The organism is Verrucomicrobiota bacterium, from assembly GCA_021413925.1.
In the GTDB taxonomy this organism is placed as follows: Bacteria; Verrucomicrobiota; Verrucomicrobiia; order Chthoniobacterales; family UBA6821; genus UBA6821.
The window spans coordinates 16734-33365 of the sequence record JAIOPL010000004.1 but is presented as its reverse complement, the minus strand read 5'-3'; the positions used below and the strand labels follow the sequence as shown (position 1 = coordinate 33365).

General features: G+C 57.6%; 13 protein-coding genes. 4 read left to right on the top strand and 9 right to left on the bottom strand.

From position 1 onward, the window contains the following. Positions 1 to 22: 22 nt before the first annotated feature. From K8R57_02585 to K8R57_02550, 8 genes are all read right to left on the bottom strand, one after another. On the bottom strand, positions 23 to 454 hold the full coding sequence (locus K8R57_02585; GenBank protein ID MCE9587182.1) for a DUF5069 domain-containing protein: 432 nt from the start codon (positions 452 to 454) through the stop codon (positions 23 to 25). Further along, positions 451 to 912, bottom strand: coding sequence for a signal peptidase II (gene lspA, locus K8R57_02580; GenBank protein MCE9587181.1), 462 nt, complete (start codon positions 910 to 912; stop codon positions 451 to 453). The genes K8R57_02585 and lspA overlap by 4 nt, the downstream gene beginning before the upstream one ends. Continuing rightward, a complete protein-coding gene (gene ileS / locus K8R57_02575; GenBank protein ID MCE9587180.1) occupies positions 909 to 3668 on the bottom strand; it encodes an isoleucine--tRNA ligase in 2760 nt (919 codons plus the stop codon). The genes lspA and ileS overlap by 4 nt, the downstream gene beginning before the upstream one ends. 138 nt (positions 3669 to 3806) lie before the next feature. After that, positions 3807 to 4883 (bottom strand): alanine--glyoxylate aminotransferase family protein, encoded by a 1077-nt coding sequence (locus K8R57_02570; protein ID MCE9587179.1) that lies wholly within the window; start codon positions 4881 to 4883, stop codon positions 3807 to 3809. 26 nt (positions 4884 to 4909) lie between these two features. Continuing rightward, on the bottom strand, positions 4910 to 7387 hold the full coding sequence (locus tag K8R57_02565) for a tetratricopeptide repeat protein (protein ID MCE9587178.1): 2478 nt from the start codon (positions 7385 to 7387) through the stop codon (positions 4910 to 4912). Continuing rightward, positions 7360 to 10287, bottom strand: a complete 2928-nt coding sequence (gene uvrA, locus K8R57_02560; GenBank protein ID MCE9587177.1) for an excinuclease ABC subunit UvrA — start codon at positions 10285 to 10287, stop codon at positions 7360 to 7362. The genes K8R57_02565 and uvrA overlap by 28 nt, the downstream gene beginning before the upstream one ends. 5 nt (positions 10288 to 10292) lie before the next feature. After that, positions 10293 to 11474 (bottom strand): aldo/keto reductase, encoded by a 1182-nt coding sequence (locus K8R57_02555; GenBank protein ID MCE9587176.1) that lies wholly within the window; start codon positions 11472 to 11474, stop codon positions 10293 to 10295. Next, a complete protein-coding gene (locus K8R57_02550) occupies positions 11471 to 12601 on the bottom strand; it encodes a class I SAM-dependent RNA methyltransferase (GenBank protein ID MCE9587175.1) in 1131 nt (376 codons plus the stop codon). Before K8R57_02550 ends, K8R57_02555 begins: the two co-directional genes overlap by 4 nt. Before the next feature lie 582 nt (positions 12602 to 13183). On the opposite strand from K8R57_02550, the gene ribD reads away from it, so the two are divergent. The 3 genes from ribD (at position 13184) to K8R57_02535 (ending at position 14964) form a co-directional block, all read left to right on the top strand. After that, positions 13184 to 14248, top strand: coding sequence for a bifunctional diaminohydroxyphosphoribosylaminopyrimidine deaminase/5-amino-6-(5-phosphoribosylamino)uracil reductase RibD (gene ribD, locus K8R57_02545; protein MCE9587174.1), 1065 nt, complete (start codon positions 13184 to 13186; stop codon positions 14246 to 14248). A 77-nt stretch (positions 14249 to 14325) separates the two neighbouring features. Then, positions 14326 to 14571: a hypothetical protein gene (locus K8R57_02540; GenBank protein ID MCE9587173.1), complete on the top strand. Its 246-nt coding sequence runs from the start codon at positions 14326 to 14328 to the stop codon at positions 14569 to 14571. Between the two features lie 21 nt (positions 14572 to 14592). Then, positions 14593 to 14964: a PIN domain-containing protein gene (locus K8R57_02535; GenBank protein MCE9587172.1), complete on the top strand. Its 372-nt coding sequence runs from the start codon at positions 14593 to 14595 to the stop codon at positions 14962 to 14964. 296 nt (positions 14965 to 15260) lie between these two features. Here K8R57_02535 and K8R57_02530 read toward each other — a convergent pair whose 3' ends face one another. Further along, a complete protein-coding gene (locus tag K8R57_02530) occupies positions 15261 to 16004 on the bottom strand; it encodes a dienelactone hydrolase family protein (GenBank protein ID MCE9587171.1) in 744 nt (247 codons plus the stop codon). Positions 16005 to 16057: 53 nt separating this feature from the next. On the opposite strand from K8R57_02530, the gene K8R57_02525 reads away from it, so the two are divergent. Then, positions 16058 to 16600 carry a DinB family protein gene (locus K8R57_02525; protein MCE9587170.1) on the top strand — a complete coding sequence of 181 codons (543 nt, stop codon included), beginning with the start codon at positions 16058 to 16060 and terminating at the stop codon, positions 16598 to 16600. The last annotated feature ends 32 nt before the right edge of the window (positions 16601 to 16632 follow it).

Here is a 16632-nt window from a genome sequence, read left to right as displayed (position 1 = left end):
CTCAGGTTTCAGGTTTCGGCGATCAGTTTGATCTGATCGCTCTCCCCTCGTCGGCATCGATATAGTCGAACATCGTCCGGATATCGGCGCGGCTCTCAAAACCGCCCTCCTTCTTGCGTTTTTCAAGCATCTCAACCAGGTCATCATTCCATCCGCGGCGTGTCATGAAGCCGTTCCAGACTTCAATCTGCTCTTCGCTTGGAGCCTTGCCATTCTGCAAGACCCACTCCCAAGCCTGCTCATCATTCATGGAAGAGCCCACGGCCTTGACTAACGCGTCATAGCCAACTCCGAGAAGAGAGCAGCAGCGCACATCGAATCCCTTGCCAAGGTTCGGCACATAATCGGAACCCAGCTGACCGGAGGCATGCAGGCGTATCTTATCGATCATCCGGGGGAAATAGACGAGTCCGTGAGTGGTGTCGTAGGGACTGACAGGAAGTGTGTTGCTCATGCCGCCAATTTAGAAGGGGCTTGAAAGCTACTCAAGAGAAAGAGAGCCGCAGCGATGCAGATGCAGGAATCAGCGACATTGAAGGAGGGCCAGTGATAGGTCCCGAACTGGAAGTCGAGAAAATCAACGACATGGCCCAGACGCAGTCGGTCAGTCACATTCCCGATGATGCCCGCAAGCAGTAGGATCCAGCCGGTCTGCATCAAACCTCCCTGAAAGTGCTTTCTCATCACGACGAGGGTAGCGAAGGCCACCGTCGCCAGAATGATAAAAAACAAGTTGCTGTCATGAAGCATGCCGAATGCAGCACCCGTATTGTAGACATGGGTGAGAGAGAAAAAGCCGTGGATGACCGGGATCGATTCCTGAAAGGGGATGAATCGGAGGACCAAGATCTTCGTGAACTGATCCAGCATCGCCAGAATCAGAATCACTCCCCATGGTAAAAAACGCTTCATGCGGAAACAGACGGTGAGACACCCAAGGCTTCCACCGCATCTACGCAGCGCCCGCAGAGCGTCGGATGAGTTGCATGGGAACCCACTTCATCACGATGACGCCAGCAACGCTCACATTTCTCGGCGGTGCTCTTGCCGATCACAATTCCTTTCTCTCCCTTGGAGATGGAGAGATTGCTCAGGATCAAAAACTCCTCGATCTCGGCAAGACCGTTGTTCTCACCTTCTTCAACGGCGCTCAGCACCAAAGAATCCTCCGTAGTGACAGCGACCGTGGCCTCAAGAGGCTTACCAATCATCCCGTCGCGCTGAGCCTTTTCCAATGCCTGGGAGATATCAGCGCGTAGTGCAAGGAGTGCCTCGAAGCGCGTCAGGATTTCCTGATCGGGAGCCTTCTCCTCAGGAAAGAGCTCCATATGCACGGAACCTTCGGTCCGGAAGTGACCCCATGCCTCCTCGGCAGTGAAGACAAGAACCGGGGCAAGCAGGCGGCACAAATCCTCAAAAACCTTGGCCATTACAGCCTGGGTGGCCCGGCGACGGGGCGAGGAAACGCTATCGCAGTAGAGACGGTCTTTGGTCACATCGACGTAGATACTGCTCAGTTCCACAGCGCAGAACTGGGTGATCGCCTGATATGCCTTCTGGAAGGCCAGCTCATCGTAGGCTTTGCGGCAGGTGTTCACTGTCTCCTGCAGTCGAGCCAGGATCCATCGGTCGATTAACGTCGGTTCCAAGACAGGTGCCGCAACATCGTAGTCGGCCAGGTTGGCAAGCAGGATGCGGAGTGTATTTCGGATCCTCCGATAGGAATCGGTGAGACGCGCGAAGATCTCCTCGGAGAAGGGAACATCGTCGGTAAACTGGACACTGCTAGCCCAGAGTCGGACGATATCGGCACCATAGGTCTTCACAAAGTGATCGGCCTCGGTCGGCTTCTGATAACCTCCCTGTCCCTGATTAGACTTCGAGATCTTCTGGCGTGTATCGACATCGACCACGAAACCATGGGTCAGGACGGTCTTGTAGGGAGCCTTCTCATTCAATGCCACCGAGGTCATGAGCGAGGACTGGAACCACCCGCGATGCTGGTCCGTCGCCTCGAGATAGAGATCGGCAGGAAACTGAAGTTCCGGACGTCCACGCAGAACAGCCTCATGGCTCACTCCACTGTCGAGCCAGACATCGAGGGTATCATTGCGACGAACTGATCCGACAGGAGCCCCGGTCAGGCGGCACCACTCGGCATCATCCAGGGAGAACCAGGCGTTCGATCCCCTCTCAGCCACCACCTCGGAGACCTTCGCGATGACAGCAGGATCCAGGATCGGCTCCCCTTCGGGCGTATAGAAAGCAGGAAGAGGAACTCCCCAACTACGCTGGCGGGAAATACACCAGTCAGGACGTGATTCGACCGTTCCGCGGATGCGATTGCGTCCCCAATGCGGGATCCAATTCGTGGCGTCGATTTCCTTGAGAGCGGTCTCGCGCAGCGCGTCGATACGAATAAAGAACTGCTCCACAGCACGGAAAAGAATCGGGGTCTTGGAGCGCCAGCAATGGGGATAGCTATGTTGGTAGTCCTGACGACCCATCAGGGCATTCTTCTCAGCGAGAATCCGGATCACCTCCTCGTTGCCCTCAAAGACATTCTGCCCGACCAGCGATGGAACGCCACACTCCTCGGTGAACTTACCGTAGTCATCCACGGGAGAAAGGAGTTCGAGGCCGACTCTCCGTCCAAGCTGGTAATCATCATCACCGTGACCGGGAGCGATATGAACGCAACCGCTGCCGGTCTCGAGCGTCACGAACTCTGCGGTGTGAATTGTCGAAATCCTGTCCAAGAAGGGATGACGTGCTTTAATCCCCTCGAGCGTGGCTCCCTTGCGGGCCTCACCATGCTGGGAAAGCTCCAATCCGGTTGACTCCTTGAACTTGTCCGAAAGCCCCGCTGCCACGATCAGGCGCTCCGAGGCATTCTCGAGCAGCACATAGTCGAATTCGGCATGGACAGCGATCGCGAGATTCGCAGGCAGTGTCCAGGGAGTGGTCGTCCAGATGACGACTGAGAGAGGCTTGTCTGTCGGAAGACCGGCCGATGCAGCCTCATGAGTCTCGATAACAAACTTCACGAAAATCGCCGGGGAGGTCTTATCCTGATATTCGACCTCGGCCTCTGCCAGGGCTGTCTGGGCACCGGTGCTCCAGAGGACCGGCTTCTTGCTCCGGTAGACCAGCCCCTTCTCGACCATGCGGCCGAAGGAACGGATGATCGCCGCCTCGTACGAAGGATCGAGTGTCAGGTAAGGATGCTCCCAGTCCCCGAAGACTCCGAGCCTGCGGAACTGGGTCCGCTGGATGTCGATGAACTTGCGGGCATACTCCTCGGATTTCTGACGGACCTGTAGCGGTGTTAGGCCGGCTGAGGACTTCACCACGCGGAACTCGATCGGCAGACCGTGACAATCCCATCCCGGAATAAAGGGGGCCTGAAATCCAGCCATCGTCTTCGATTTGACAACAAGATCCTTGAGCACCTTGTTCAGGGCGGTCCCCATATGGACATCCCCGTTCGCAAACGGAGGGCCATCATGGAGCACGTACTTCGGCGATCCCTCGCGTGCCTTCTGAATGGAAGCGTAGAGGCCCTCTTTCTCCCACTTGGCCAGAAGCTCCGGTTCGCGCTGGGCCAGTCCCGCCTTCATCGGGAAGGGGGTCTTTGGAAGAAGAACGGTATCTTTGTAGCGGGACATGATGGAAAAATTATGAAGTCAGAAGTATGAAGTATGAAATTAATCTGAAGAGACGTTGGAGATCATCGCAAAATGACTCCCTTCATACTTCATACTTCATCATTCATCCCTCATACTTATGATCCGGGTATACCCGGATCAGCCCTCGAAGGTATCGTCGAGCCAGGTAAGAAGCTGGGAGATGGTCTCCACGGTTTCGTCACCCATGTTCGAGATACGGAAGGTCTCGCCTTTGATCTTTCCGTAGCCTCCGTCGATGATGCAGGAGTGCTTAGCCTTGAGGCGGCCGATCCAGGCAGCGACATCCGCGCCCTTGTTGTTCTTGACGCAGGTCAACGAGACGGAGCGATACCCCTCGGGTGCGAAGAACTCCCAGCCGCGGGCCTTCACCCAATCGTGGACAAGTGCATTAGTGGCGGAGTGACGGGCGTAGCGGTTCTCAAGACCTTCGGTGGCAATATCCTCAAGCTTCGACTGGAGCGCAAAGATGTGCGAAATGACCGGGGTGCTTGGGGTCATGTCCCCCTCGTGGTTCTTCTGGAACTCGAGGAAATCGAAGTAGTAGCCGCGTCCTTTGATCTCGGCGGCGCGCTTCATTGCCTTCTCGGAGACCGAGAAGAGCGCCATACCGGGAGGCAGGGCGAGAGCTTTCTGGCTGCCGGTCAGCATCACGTCGATGCCGAGCTCATCCATGGGGACGGGAAGCACGGAGAATGAGGAGACCGTGTCGACGATCAGCAGGACCTCGGGGAATTCCTTGAGCACATCGGTGAGCTCCTTGAGCGGATTCATGCATCCGGTCGAAGTCTCGTTATGGATCAGGGTCACGACATCGATGTCCCCCTTGGAGAGACGCTCGCGCAGGAGTTCGGGAGTGATCGGATTACCCCACTCGACCTGAAGCTTCTCGGCCTCGTAGCCGCAGCGCTTGGCAACATCGTTCCACTTGTCGGAGAAGGCTCCGGTCATGCAGTTAAGGACCTTCCCTTTGACAAGGTTGCGAAGAGCGCCCTCCATGATTCCCCAGGCAGAGGAGGTGGAGATATAAACGGGGCGCTTCGTGTGGAAAAGTTGCTGAAGACCCGGCTGAACAGAAGCGTAGAGCTTTTTGAAGTCATTGCCGCGATGTCCGATCATCGGCTTGCGGAAGGCTTGGAAAGTTTTCTCAGAGACCTCAACGGGTCCTGGGCTGAAGAGTTTGATATGTGAGCTCATGAAGAGGTGGATTTTGCCAGAAAGACTCAGTTTTCCCAGAGAAAGTTTTCCAAACGCAGCTTGGAGATCCTGGCTTTCGCCTCCTCGGCCCTGGGACCGCCCTCGGCGACAATCTGCCCATAGAGCGCTACCGCATCGTTCCACTGCTTGCGACTCTCAAGCAAGCGGCCCCCCTCAAAGGCTGCCTTGTCATGCCAGAGCTGCTCCGGCTCATTGGAGCGTGGATTTTTAAACACCTGATAGCAGGTGGCGAGGGCCGCGTCACATTCACCGAGACTCTCCAGGATAAGAGCACTCTTGCAGAGAGCCTGATTCCGCCAGCGGAGTGAAATCGAGGGATCGGATGCCAGCTCCTGCCAGCTCTTAAGGGCCTCGCGTTCCTTGAGGGGATCCTTGGCCCCGAGTTGATGAAGGGTATCCCCCTTGGCCATGAGGGCGGCGGCGATCAGTTCGGCATCCGGTCCGGCGGATGCGTTGGTTCCACCAGAAGACCGTGAAGAGAGGATCTTGTCGTAGATAGCAAGTGCCTCCAGAGGAAGATTCTGGGCATTCTTTAGTGCTCCTTCCTGAAGGCGGGCCTGCCAGACCATGCGATCACTGCCTCCCGTCTCCGCAACACGCTCCAGCAGCATCAGGGAATCATCGATCGATGCTGGATCCATCGAACGGGCCGCAGACTGGGCGGCCAGGAAAAGGGCATGGCGCCCGAGATCAGTTCCCGCGCCGGAAGCAGCAAGCTGCTCGAACTCCACCCTTGCTCCCTGGACATCCCCGGAGGAAAGAAGCGCCTCCGCGAGCTTCAGTCGGACCTCGGGGACGAAACGGGAGTCAGGATGCTTCTCTAGGAAAGCACGGGCAGCGCCGATCACGGCGGCCCCATCCACCTTCCTTCCGGTATCCTTCAAAAAGACATTCAGGTAGTCCTCCCTCTCCGGTTCGGATGAGTTCTCGTGGACAGCCTTCGCGAGGTCACTGATCGCAGCCTCCCCCTTTCCAGATTTCATGTTCAGCTCGGAGGCGGCCAGTCGGGCGCGCGACTTGATCGTGGGGTCAGTTGCCTTGTCGGCGACAAGGAGGATCATCGGCAAACCGGAAGCCTCACCCCTGCGTGCAAGATCCAGGGCAATCTGTAGCTGCATCTCCTCGGAGGCAGCTCCGGCGTTGCTCTGCGCCATTTCCTGTGCGACCTGGGAAAGATCGAGAGATCCCCTTCCCGTCTTTGCAATCAGGACTGCCTGGTTGAAGAGTGCATCCTGGGCAAGAGAAGGATCCAGCGTCGATGCCTGAGTGAAGGCTGACTTTGCCTCCTCCGGCTTTCCGGCTGACGACGCAGCAAGCCCCCTGAGGTATGCCAACTGGGCACGGATCTCGGGCGTTGCAGAGTCTCTGTCGGCAGCCAGACTGAAAGCTTCTGTGCCCACACCATGCTGCAGCTTTGAGGAGACAAGCAGGATTGTTGCCCGGTCGGTCAGGGGATCGGCCGGATAGGACTTGATCAGGCCATCAAGCACGGATTCAGCTAACTCGGAATGCCCCAGTCTTAACTCTCCCTTCGCCTGATAATAGGAGGCCAGCTTTGCCCGTGCGGGTTTGGATACATCCCCGGACCATTTCTTCAACATAGCAATATCCGGAGTGGCGGCCTTTGCGTAGAGCTGGTCCAGCAAGCGGAACTGCTCTTCAACAAGGGGCGCCTGATCGACGGCATCAAGTCGTTTCTCCAGCAACTCGATTCCCTTGAGCGTACTGATCGAGTTCGTGGAAGTGGACAGACAAAGAGCCTCACCCAGCGTCGCCGCTGAAATAATCCAGGGTGACACGGGTGGGATCGCTGCAAAGAGTTTTCTGGCATCGACAATCTTACCGGTACGCCATGCTGCAAGGGCCTTCAGATAGGAAGCCGAGGCTTTCCCCTCGTCGCTTCGGAAACCGGAGGAGGGGATCGCTTTTAGGGCCTCCTCGGTCTTGCCGAGAGCTAACAAATCAGTACATCTCTCCAGAAGAACATCCTCAGCTACCGGGGAGTCGCCGGGAATTTTCTCCAGAACAACCAGTGCTCCGGTCGGATCATTGTTCCCTCGGAGTGCTCTTGCTAGGCAGAGAGCGAGTGTGTCCGACTCAACACCCGGGATGTGCGCATTCTTCTCCCTCAGGGTTAAAAAGATCTCCTTGGCCGAGGAAGGATCGCCGCTCCCAAGTAGAGCCAGTCCCTTCCAATAACAAAGGGTCGGATCATTCAAGGAATCAAGCGTGGCGATGACGGCCAATGCCTCCTCGAAGCGACCTCCCGAAACAAGTAGAGCCGCCAAGCGCTGTGTCAGTTCGGTTTTCTTAGCCGGATCCTGCTCCTGCTGGATCTGGGTGCGGAGGAGGGCCGCAGAGACTTGGGGAAGGTGTTCGAGAGCGGCTGTTTTGGCCAGGTCGACAGGTGGTGTTGAAGTACTCTCCTGCGCCGAAAGAAACGGGCAAGCAATAATTACCGCTGCAAGACACGTCGCAACCAAGATCCCGTATGACTTCCGGCATACTCGGCCACTTCGTCGGGTGTCCCGAAGACCACAAGGCTGCCCCCCTGCTCTCCCCCTTCGGGCCCCATGTCGATGATCCAGTCTGCGCATTTGATGACTTCGAGATTATGTTCGATGACAATGAGTGTATTTCCGCCGTCGCGCAACCTCAGCAGCACTTCCAGCAATTTCTGAATATCTGCAAAATGAAGCCCCGTTGTCGGTTCGTCGAGCAGGTAGAGTGTCCGGCCGGTGGCTTTCTTGGAAAGTTCACTGGCCACCTTCAGCCTCTGGGCCTCCCCGCCCGAGAGAGTGGTGGCCGACTGACCTAGCTTGAGATAGCCGAGGCCGACCTCCTGAAGCATCTCGAGCTTGCCATGGATGGCGGGGATCGAGCGGAAGAATCCCGCCGCATCGTCGATCGTCAGTTCCAATACATCGGCGATATTCTTTCCCTTATAGGAGATCTCGAGGGTCTCCCGGTTGAATCGGCGCCCGCGGCAGAGTTCGCACTCGACAAAGACATCGGCCAGGAAGTGCATCTCGATCCGGATCATCCCATCCCCCTCGCACTCCTCGCAACGACCTCCCTTCACGTTGCAGGAAAAACGCGCCGGTGCATAACCGCGGACCTTGGCGGCAGGCAGACCACTGAAGAGATCACGGATTGGCCCGAAGACACCCGAATAGGTTGCCGGATTGGAACGAGGCGTCCGGCCGATCGGGCTCTGGTCGATCACCACAACCTTGTCGAAGGCCTCTTCACCCAAGATCCGTCCATGTTCACCAGGGACATCCTTAGCCCCGTAGAACTGACGCGCCAGCGCACGGTGCAGGATGTCGTTGACCAGCGTGGACTTGCCACTACCGGAAACCCCCGTCACCACCGTGAAGAGACCGACGGGAAAACCGACCGTGATATTCTTTAGATTATTCTCGGAGGCATCAATTACGGTCAACCATCCGGGACCTGGGGCCGGCTTTACGGGGGGACGATTGCGGATCCTCGGAACGGAGATCTTCGCCTTGCCCGAGAGGAACTGACCCGTCAGCGAAGCGGGATTGGCCAGGATCTCGGCAGGCGTGCCTTCGGCGACAATTTCTCCTCCCCGTGGACCGGCACCAGGCCCCATGTCGAGAACATGGTCTGCGGCTAGGATCGTCTCCTCGTCGTGCTCGACAACCACGACCGAGTTCCCCAGATCCCTCAAACCGCGGAGCGTCCCAAGGAGGCGGTCATTATCGCGCTGATGAAGCCCGATACTCGGCTCATCCAGCACATAGAGCACCCCCGCGAGACCGGATCCGATCTGCGTGGCAAGTCGGATGCGCTGCGCCTCCCCGCCGGAAAGCGTCCCGCTTTCACGGTTGAGGGTGAGGTAGCCGAGCCCCACCTCGACCAGAAATCCGAGTCTGGCGCCGATCTCTCGCAGGAGATCCACCGTCACCTTGCGATCCGCGGCCGAGAGCTGCAATCCCGCCAGCACCTCGCAGGCAAGGGAGGCGGGAAGCGCGCAGAACTCCTCGATGTTCCATTCCCTCTTGTCGGGCCCAACAATGCTCTCAAGCGTCACCCCGAGGATCTCGGGACGAAGACGAGCCCCGCCGCAGGTCGTACAGGCCTTCCGGGCGAAGTAGGCCTTCAAACGGTTCTTCTTCAGCTCGCTGGCCGAGGTCTCCATCTGCCTCTCCACCATGGCGACCAGTCCCTCGAAGGGCCTGTTCTGCGACGCCTTCGCCCCCTTTCCTTTTGTCCCGCCGAGCTCCAGCGACTCCCCGCCGGTTCCGTAGAAAAGCTTCTGTTTGAACGCCTCGGGAAGATCGCGGAAGGGAACATTGATACCGGCTCCCGTCTGCTCGCAGAGAGCTTCCAGAACGAGTTGATAGTATTGCCCCATCCGCTTGTCGGGAGTCCGCCAGGGCCTGATCGCCCCCTTGGAGAGAGTCATCTCAGGATCCACGAGCAGGCCCGGATCACAGAAAGGCTCGGTCCCGAGTCCCTGGCAGGCAGGGCAGGCACCAAGATGGCTATTGAAGGAAAAGTGCCGGGGAGTCAGTCGAGGCATCGTAAAGCCGGTCTCCGGATTGCAGAAATCGGTGGAGAAGGGCCTCTCCTCCCAAGCATCGGGCGCCGCACCGGGTGCCTGATGGAGAACGGTCACCATGTTCTTCCCCCAGCGCAGCGAGGTCTCTAGCGAATCGAGCAGGCGTTCACGGATCCCCTCCCCTTCGCCCTCGGGACGAAGTGCCAGACGATCTACCACGGCCTCGATCGTGTGCTTCTTGGTCTTGAGAAGTTTGATCGGCTCGGGTCGGCCCAGATCGATGATCTCACCATCGATCCGCAGTCGGACAAATCCCTCACGTCGGGCCCGATCGATGACATCGCGGAACTCACCCACCTCATTCCTGACAAGCGGTGCCAGAAGCATCATGCGGGTTCCTTCGGGCCAGGAAAGGATCTCGGTCGCGATCTGCTGGGGTGACTGGCGGCGCACCGCGGCTCCCGTCTTCGGATCATGGGGCACCCCGATCGAGGAGTAGAGGACGCGGAGGTAATCGTAGATCTCGGTCGTCGTGGCGATCGTCGAGCGGGGATTCGGCGGGGCGATCCTCTGCTCGATGGCTATCGCCGGAGAGAGGCCCTCGATGTGATCCACATCGGGCTTCTGCATCTGGTCGAGAAACTGCCGCGCGTAGGCCGAGAGACTTTCGACATAGCGCCTCTGCCCCTCGGCAAAGAGCGTGTCGAAGGCAAGCGAGGATTTTCCCGAACCGCTCGGGCCGGTGATGACCACGAGCTTGTTGCGCGGGATCTCGACGTCGATGTTGCGCAGGTTGTGCTGCCGCGCCCCCTTGATCCGGATGAAAGAGTTGGGAACCTGCGCCTCAGTCATTTTGCTCAGTCCTGCTGGAGCCGCTTTCGGGGTGCATCACCGAAGCGGTCATGGGCTTCGTGCAGGATGTTTACCAACGAGGGGTATCCGGCCTTCCTGCCGATCTCTCCGATCGCAGCCTCGTCGAACTCCGCGGCATTGATACCGGGGAACCAGTGACCGCCGTTGCCGAGCAAGTTGTAGCGGAGCTTCCCGTATGTTTGCATGTCGAAGGCCCGGTCCAGCGCCCGAAGTCTCACGATCTCCTGAAGATTGATCTCGCCCGGCACCTCCCCGAAGGCTGGCAGATCCCTATCCCAGCGCGCCGGAATGGGAAATCTATTGGCACGCTGAAACTCCTCCTCGAGGCGCCCCGCCACTTCGCGGACCCGATCCCAGGTCTCCTTGTGTTCCATGAGAGGAAGGATCTTCAGATGCTCGTCGAAATCCGAAGGTCGTGCGGCTCCGATGCTCAGCGTGTGGACCTCGGGATGCATGAGGCAGTAGAGGTCGTTGAAGACCATCGGCGAGTAGGGGGAGCAGAGCCCGGAGAGCTTCTCCGAGGGTTGGTGCATGCATCCCCCCTTCTCCGTGGGGCTGATGATGAAGACCCCCATGTCATGCCTGGTGGCCGCCTCGACAGCACTCCAGTTGGTGCGGTTCATGAAATACCAGTGGAGGTTTACATAGTCGAAGGCATCGCTCTCCACGATCTCCTCGATGAGATCGCACGGGGCGTGCGTCGAGAAACCAAGGAAGGTGGCCCTTCCCTCATGGATGATCTGCCGCGCTGCCTCGAGCGCCCCGCCGGGGCGGATTGTCTCCTCCCAGCACTCCCGGTTGTTGATCCCGTGGATGGAGAGAAGGTCAACATGTCCCAACTGCAGGTTGCGCATCGACTGATCGAAGGTCGCGCGAAAGTCAGCGGCGGAGGACGGGGCGACCTTGGTCTGGATGATCATTTCCCCACGAGGGAGCCGGGGAAGGATTTTGCCCAACTGGACCTCCGAGGTTCCGTAGCCACGTGCGGTCTCGATGTGGTTGATGCCGGAGGCGAGCGCCTTGCGGATGCACTCCTCAAGGTTGGCCTGTCCCTCGGGCGTGATCCCGCCGGCATCCTTGTCGTTCCAACTGTGCTGGTAGCGCATCCCCCCGCAGGAGAGGACGGGCATCTCGAGACCGGTCCGGCCGAAGCGTCGGGTGATCATGGAATGAGTTTAAAAACGGAAACCGACTCAATCTCGGCCGTCTGAGGAAACATATCGAGCGGGGTCACCTGAACGAGACGATAGTTGCCGGCCAGTCGCTTGGCATCGCGGGCAAGCGTTGCCGGATTACACGATACATAGACAATGCGCGCAGGAGGATTTTGCAAAATGGCTTCCATGGCCAATTCAGCAAGCCCCTCAGAGGGGGGATCCAGCAGGAGGACGGTCTCCTCAGGCTTGCCGGCTCCCAGCGCCTCACTCAACTTCAGCTCCACATCACCCGCCAGATACTCCTCGTTCTCGGCGGCCTGACGGCTCGCCATCGCCACCGAGGCGATCGAGCGCTCGATGCCGATCACCTTCGTGAAGAGCTCCTGCAACTCATGGGCAAAGAACCCGGCTCCGCAATAGGCATCCACAAGCAATCCGGCGATCGGAGCGGCCTCGCCAGAAGGTCTGACGGCTTCCCGGACTGTCTCTTTCAGAATCTCAGCCACGGCATTGTTCACCTGGCGAAAGCCCCCATAGCGCTTCTTCTCACCGATAAGGTAGTCGCCGTCACGCGGGCGCTCCTTGAGCAGATCCTGGAATCCCAGATCAACCTCGGGCGAAGCGATCAGACACTTCTTCACCGGAATCACGCGGTTCGATCCCTCGGCAAAGAATCCAACATTCCCGTCACGCACATGGACGGCGATCCGGTTACGGTAGCCGTAGGGCTCTGGCGATGCGATCATCGGCAGTACAGGTGGTTCGCTTAGGCCCCCAAGCCTGCGCAGGGCCTCGCGGAGCTGAGTCTCCTTAATCTGCAGCTGATGGGGATAGTCGATATGCTGGTAGGAGCAACCACCGCATTTGAGGAACACAGGACACGGAGGCTCGACCCGGTAAGGTGAGGGCTCAAGCACTTCAAGCAGCCAGGCCTCCATCATGCGTGACTTCACCTTGGCGATTTTGACACGGACCTTTTCCTTCTCGATCACACCCGGCACAAAACAGGCCACCCCATCGATCCGGCCGACCCCCCTGCCGCCGAAGCCGATGTCATTGATTTCCACATCGATCTCCTGGCCCGTTTTGATTTTTGGGGCAGAGGATGTCTCGGAGCTGTTTTCTTTAGTGTCCATTCCCTAGGATCGTTCAAAGGCAACCCCGACCTAAAGAACGAAATACAGGATGAAATCAAAGAATCCTTCTCAAGCGGAGGTGCAGCTGCACCGCAGGTCATCAGACCGAGGCCAGGCAAGCAAACGTAGAGGTAGAGAAATGATTTACGCACAGGGATGAAGGAGATGAACCAAACCGCTGGGAAGCGGCGCGGAAGTTCACGCGAATGCGTGACCCGGAAGGGCGGTACTGCTTGCCGGGTAGCAAGTGCCGGCAAAGGGATAGTAAGAATGGCATTGTAGAAGTTGCTGCCAGGCAGAACTTCGCTACGGTTGGCCTTGGCATCACTCTTGCAAGTGAGCTTGTAAAGATGATCCCAAAGGCAACCGGCTTTGCTTTGCAAAGCCCATGCCAACTGGGTTGGACAAGCCGGGGATCTGACTCAGATTGGCCTCAGAAACAAGGTCTCGGTTGTGCCCCCCATTTTATCCCCTTCATCCCTGTAAAAAAAACTTCCATGCATCTCCATCCCTGTTTCCCTGTTTTGGCTATCCCGGTCGTTGCTGCGTCTCTGCGCCTCAGCGGGAATATTTCCAACCACCATGACCTCGCAACTTGACCTCAAATCCGACGAACGCTTCATGCGTCTGGCGATTCAGGAAGCAACGAAGGCCCAAGGACTGACAGCTCCGAATCCGGCCGTTGGAGCAGTGATTGTGAAAAACGGTAGAGTCATCGCCAAGGGATACCACCATGCCGCAGGCCTCCCCCACGCAGAGATCGAGGCCATCAGAAAACTGATTTCCGATTTTCCCCTTCAGCCTTCAGCCTCCAGCCTTCAGCCTCGTCCGCTTGCGGACGCGACCCTCTACGTCACACTGGAACCCTGCTCCTCCCACGGGAAGACCCCACCATGCACGGAGGCGATTATCGGGGCAGGAATCTCACGAGTCGTCTACGGCGCCACCGACCCCGACAAACGACACAAGGGACGGGCGGCAAAGATTCTCAGCAAGGCCGGCATCAAAGTGACCGAGGGGATCCTCTCAAGGGAATGTGCCACGTTAAACTCCCATTGGAACCACCGTGCCTCTACAGGCCTTCCCTGGGTCATCGCTAAGGCGGGGATGTCACTCGACGGACGGATCGACTCACCTCCCCATCGGAGATGGATCACCTCGGCAGCCAGTCGCAGAGAAGCCATGAGCCTCAGGGCCTCCGTCGAGGCAATCCTTATCGGAGCAGGCACCGTCCGTACCGATGATCCCTCCCTCACCATCCGAGGCATCAAACTTCCAAAAGGTCATCCCCAACCATGGAGAGTCGTCTGGTCACGCACCGGCAAGATCCCCAAGAAATCCAAACTCCTCACCGACACCCACCGCGCCCGCACACTGGTCTTCAGCAGCATGACGCTCCGGAAGGTCCTGCAGGAACTTGGCAAGTGTGGCATCTCCAGCGTCCTGATCGAGGGTGGCGGACAAACGCTTGGAGAAGCCTTCAGGCGCAAGCTTGTCGACGAAGTCCGCTTCTTCCTCGCCCCGGTGATTCAAGGCGGAAGCGTCCCCGCCGTCAGCGGCCGAATCTTCCCTACCCAACTGAAGGATGTCACCTACACCAAGATCGGATCAGACGTGATGATCTCAGGGATTGTGAGGAAGGGGTGAAGCTGCATATTTAATCTGGGACTCAGGAAAGAGACTGGGAGGTTGCAGCAGAGAACCGAATGATCTAGATTCATTATATGTCTTCCACGGTCACAATTGAGTTGGACGATGCGGCAACTTCAACCCTCCGATCCTTGGCTGAAACATGGCATCTTGCTCCACAGGAAGCCTTGAAAAGAGCCGTCTCGGTAGCCGCAAGCACTCTCCCAATAGAACCCGTCGCTTCGGCACTCCAAGCTCTCAGGCAACTCCAACGCGAAGTTTGCCTTACTTCTGCGCAGGCAGATGCCTGGAAAGACTCCGTTGTCCAGGCGCGACGTTAACATTTTAGACATCAGGGTATCGTGATCCATCTGGACACCAACTTCCTGATCGATGCCCTCGTCACCACGAGCAGCCAATCCTCACTTCTCTCAGAATGGATTGAAAGTGGATCACCGATTGGTATCAGTGCCGTGGCATGGGGAGAGTTCCTCTGCGGTCCTAACTCGCAACATTCAGTCACCCTTTGCCGTCGAATTCTTCCTATCGTGGAAGCAATGATTGGTAAGGATGCCGAACTCGCTGCGGAACTTTTTAACAAGTCAGGGCGCCGCTCCAAAAGCTATGCTGACTGTTGCATCGCCGCCGTAGCCATAAGGTGCAACGCATCACTTGCATCGGGTAACAGAACTGATTTCGAGCCTCTCGTTACACTAGGGTTAAAACTCCTCTAACTTTTTTCGGCGTTCGTGTCCTTTCGTGCGGTTCGTGGTTCTTTCTCAGGAATCCCTTTCAACCTTCATTACCTTTTGCATTCTAACGCCCCCCATTACACATCCCTTATTTCATATTTACCCACCGCAATACCAAACACTTCACACAGATCCCCGGTCTGGAAGTCGCGGCGTATGCGTTGAAGGGCTAATCCAAGGCGGAAGCGTCCCCGCCGTCAGCGCCCGAATCTCCTCCGTACATCTGACTGATGCCAGCTACACCAAGATCGGATCGGACGTGATGATCTCAGGGTTGGTCAGGAAGTAAGTTTTCTCTTAAATAGCTCCAAAGTAATTTCCCAGCCGATTCGGGTCGCCGTCGCGTCATAGCGGATTCCCTCATCCCGGGCAAAGGCATGGGCCGTGTTGAACTCGTGCCAGGTGAAGTTCCGCCCAGTCTCAGTTAAATGATCGTAGATCTTCCGGCGTCCCTCGGCAGGGACATGGGGATCCTGACGGCCGAAGATCATGAGCAACTCCGATGTGATCTCTCTGCTGCGAGCGAGGGTATCATCGCTCTGGCCCTTACCTAATGTAGCCGAGTGGATATCGGTCGGGAACCAGCAAGCTGAGGCCTGCACCCGCGTGTCCAAAGCGGCACGGAAGGCCAGATGGCCGCCTAGGCAGAAGCCGATCGTCCCTACACCTTTCCTCCGATACTCCGGACGACTCAGAACGTAATCGATCAAGGCCTTGGCATCGGAATCAAATCCCGAGACCGGTTTCTCAAACTTAAGGAAATTTCCCCGGTCGGTTCCTTCTTTGTCATAACAGAGAACTGTCCCCGGAGCCTCGTACTCATGGTAGACCTCGGGGATAAGCACTTCGAAGCCCTCGCACGCAAGACGCGCCGCCAGACGGGCGATCGGTCCCGTCATCTGGTAGATCTCGGAATAGAGGATCACGGCGGGCCAGCTTCCCTCCTGCGGAAGAAAGCGATGCACACGCATCGGTCCGGTCGGAGTTGGAAGATCAATGAAGGCAGGTTCCTGGATGGTCATTGGTGCGAATTAATCTGGAACTCAGGAACTCAGGAAGAGAGAACTGATGAAGCATGAGCAATCCCATCATAAGAACCGTAATCAGGACTAAGTTCCTCCTGACCTCACGGAAGAGGGCCTCGCAGATCATCCGCACCCATGCTGGCTCCTATCTGAAACTTGCGAAGCAGATGGAATCCGAGAATGGTGCCAAACCGGTCACAGTTCCCACGATGATCGGAGTCGACCCGGAGATGCGGGGATGGTCCTTTTTCCAAATCCTTGAGCACAATGCGTTCGTAAACGGGATGATCCAACGAAATGTCCGGCAACTGTCTCTGGGTAAGGATCCGACACCAGAGCACCCGATCAATCCGAAGACCGACGTACTCCCCGAGGGACTATCAGGCCCCGAGCAGGTGGAGGCCTTCCGCCAATCAATCGACGACTATCTGATCATGATTGGGACATTGCCTCCGCTCCGTGGTACAGCTGAGACTCCCCACTCCGTTTTCGGATCTTTCGATGCCCACAAGTGGCATTGCATGTTCGGATTCCACCTCGGACTCCACCTCAAGCAGGCAGAACGGGTCCTGGCCATGGTCGCCGGAGAGTGATGCATTGGCTTGAGGGGATTCCCGTGGCATGA

Bases quoted from the DNA above. Each gene is read 5' to 3' on its own strand.
- K8R57_02585 (MCE9587182.1), bottom strand. From the start codon at position 454: ATGAGCAACACACTTCCTGTCAGTCCCTACGACACCACTCACGGACTC.
- lspA (MCE9587181.1), bottom strand. From the start codon at position 912: ATGAAGCGTTTTTTACCATGGGGAGTGATTCTGATTCTGGCGATGCTG.
- ileS (MCE9587180.1), bottom strand. From the start codon at position 3,668: ATGTCCCGCTACAAAGATACCGTTCTTCTTCCAAAGACCCCCTTCCCG.
- K8R57_02570 (MCE9587179.1), bottom strand. From the start codon at position 4,883: ATGAGCTCACATATCAAACTCTTCAGCCCAGGACCCGTTGAGGTCTCT.
- uvrA (MCE9587177.1), bottom strand. From the start codon at position 10,287: ATGACTGAGGCGCAGGTTCCCAACTCTTTCATCCGGATCAAGGGGGCG.
- K8R57_02555 (MCE9587176.1), bottom strand. From the start codon at position 11,474: ATGATCACCCGACGCTTCGGCCGGACCGGTCTCGAGATGCCCGTCCTC.
- K8R57_02550 (MCE9587175.1), bottom strand. From the start codon at position 12,601: ATGGACACTAAAGAAAACAGCTCCGAGACATCCTCTGCCCCAAAAATC.
- ribD (MCE9587174.1), top strand. From the start codon at position 13,184: ATGACCTCGCAACTTGACCTCAAATCCGACGAACGCTTCATGCGTCTG.
- K8R57_02540 (MCE9587173.1), top strand. From the start codon at position 14,326: ATGTCTTCCACGGTCACAATTGAGTTGGACGATGCGGCAACTTCAACC.
- K8R57_02530 (MCE9587171.1), bottom strand. From the start codon at position 16,004: ATGACCATCCAGGAACCTGCCTTCATTGATCTTCCAACTCCGACCGGA.
- K8R57_02525 (MCE9587170.1), top strand. From the start codon at position 16,058: ATGAGCAATCCCATCATAAGAACCGTAATCAGGACTAAGTTCCTCCTG.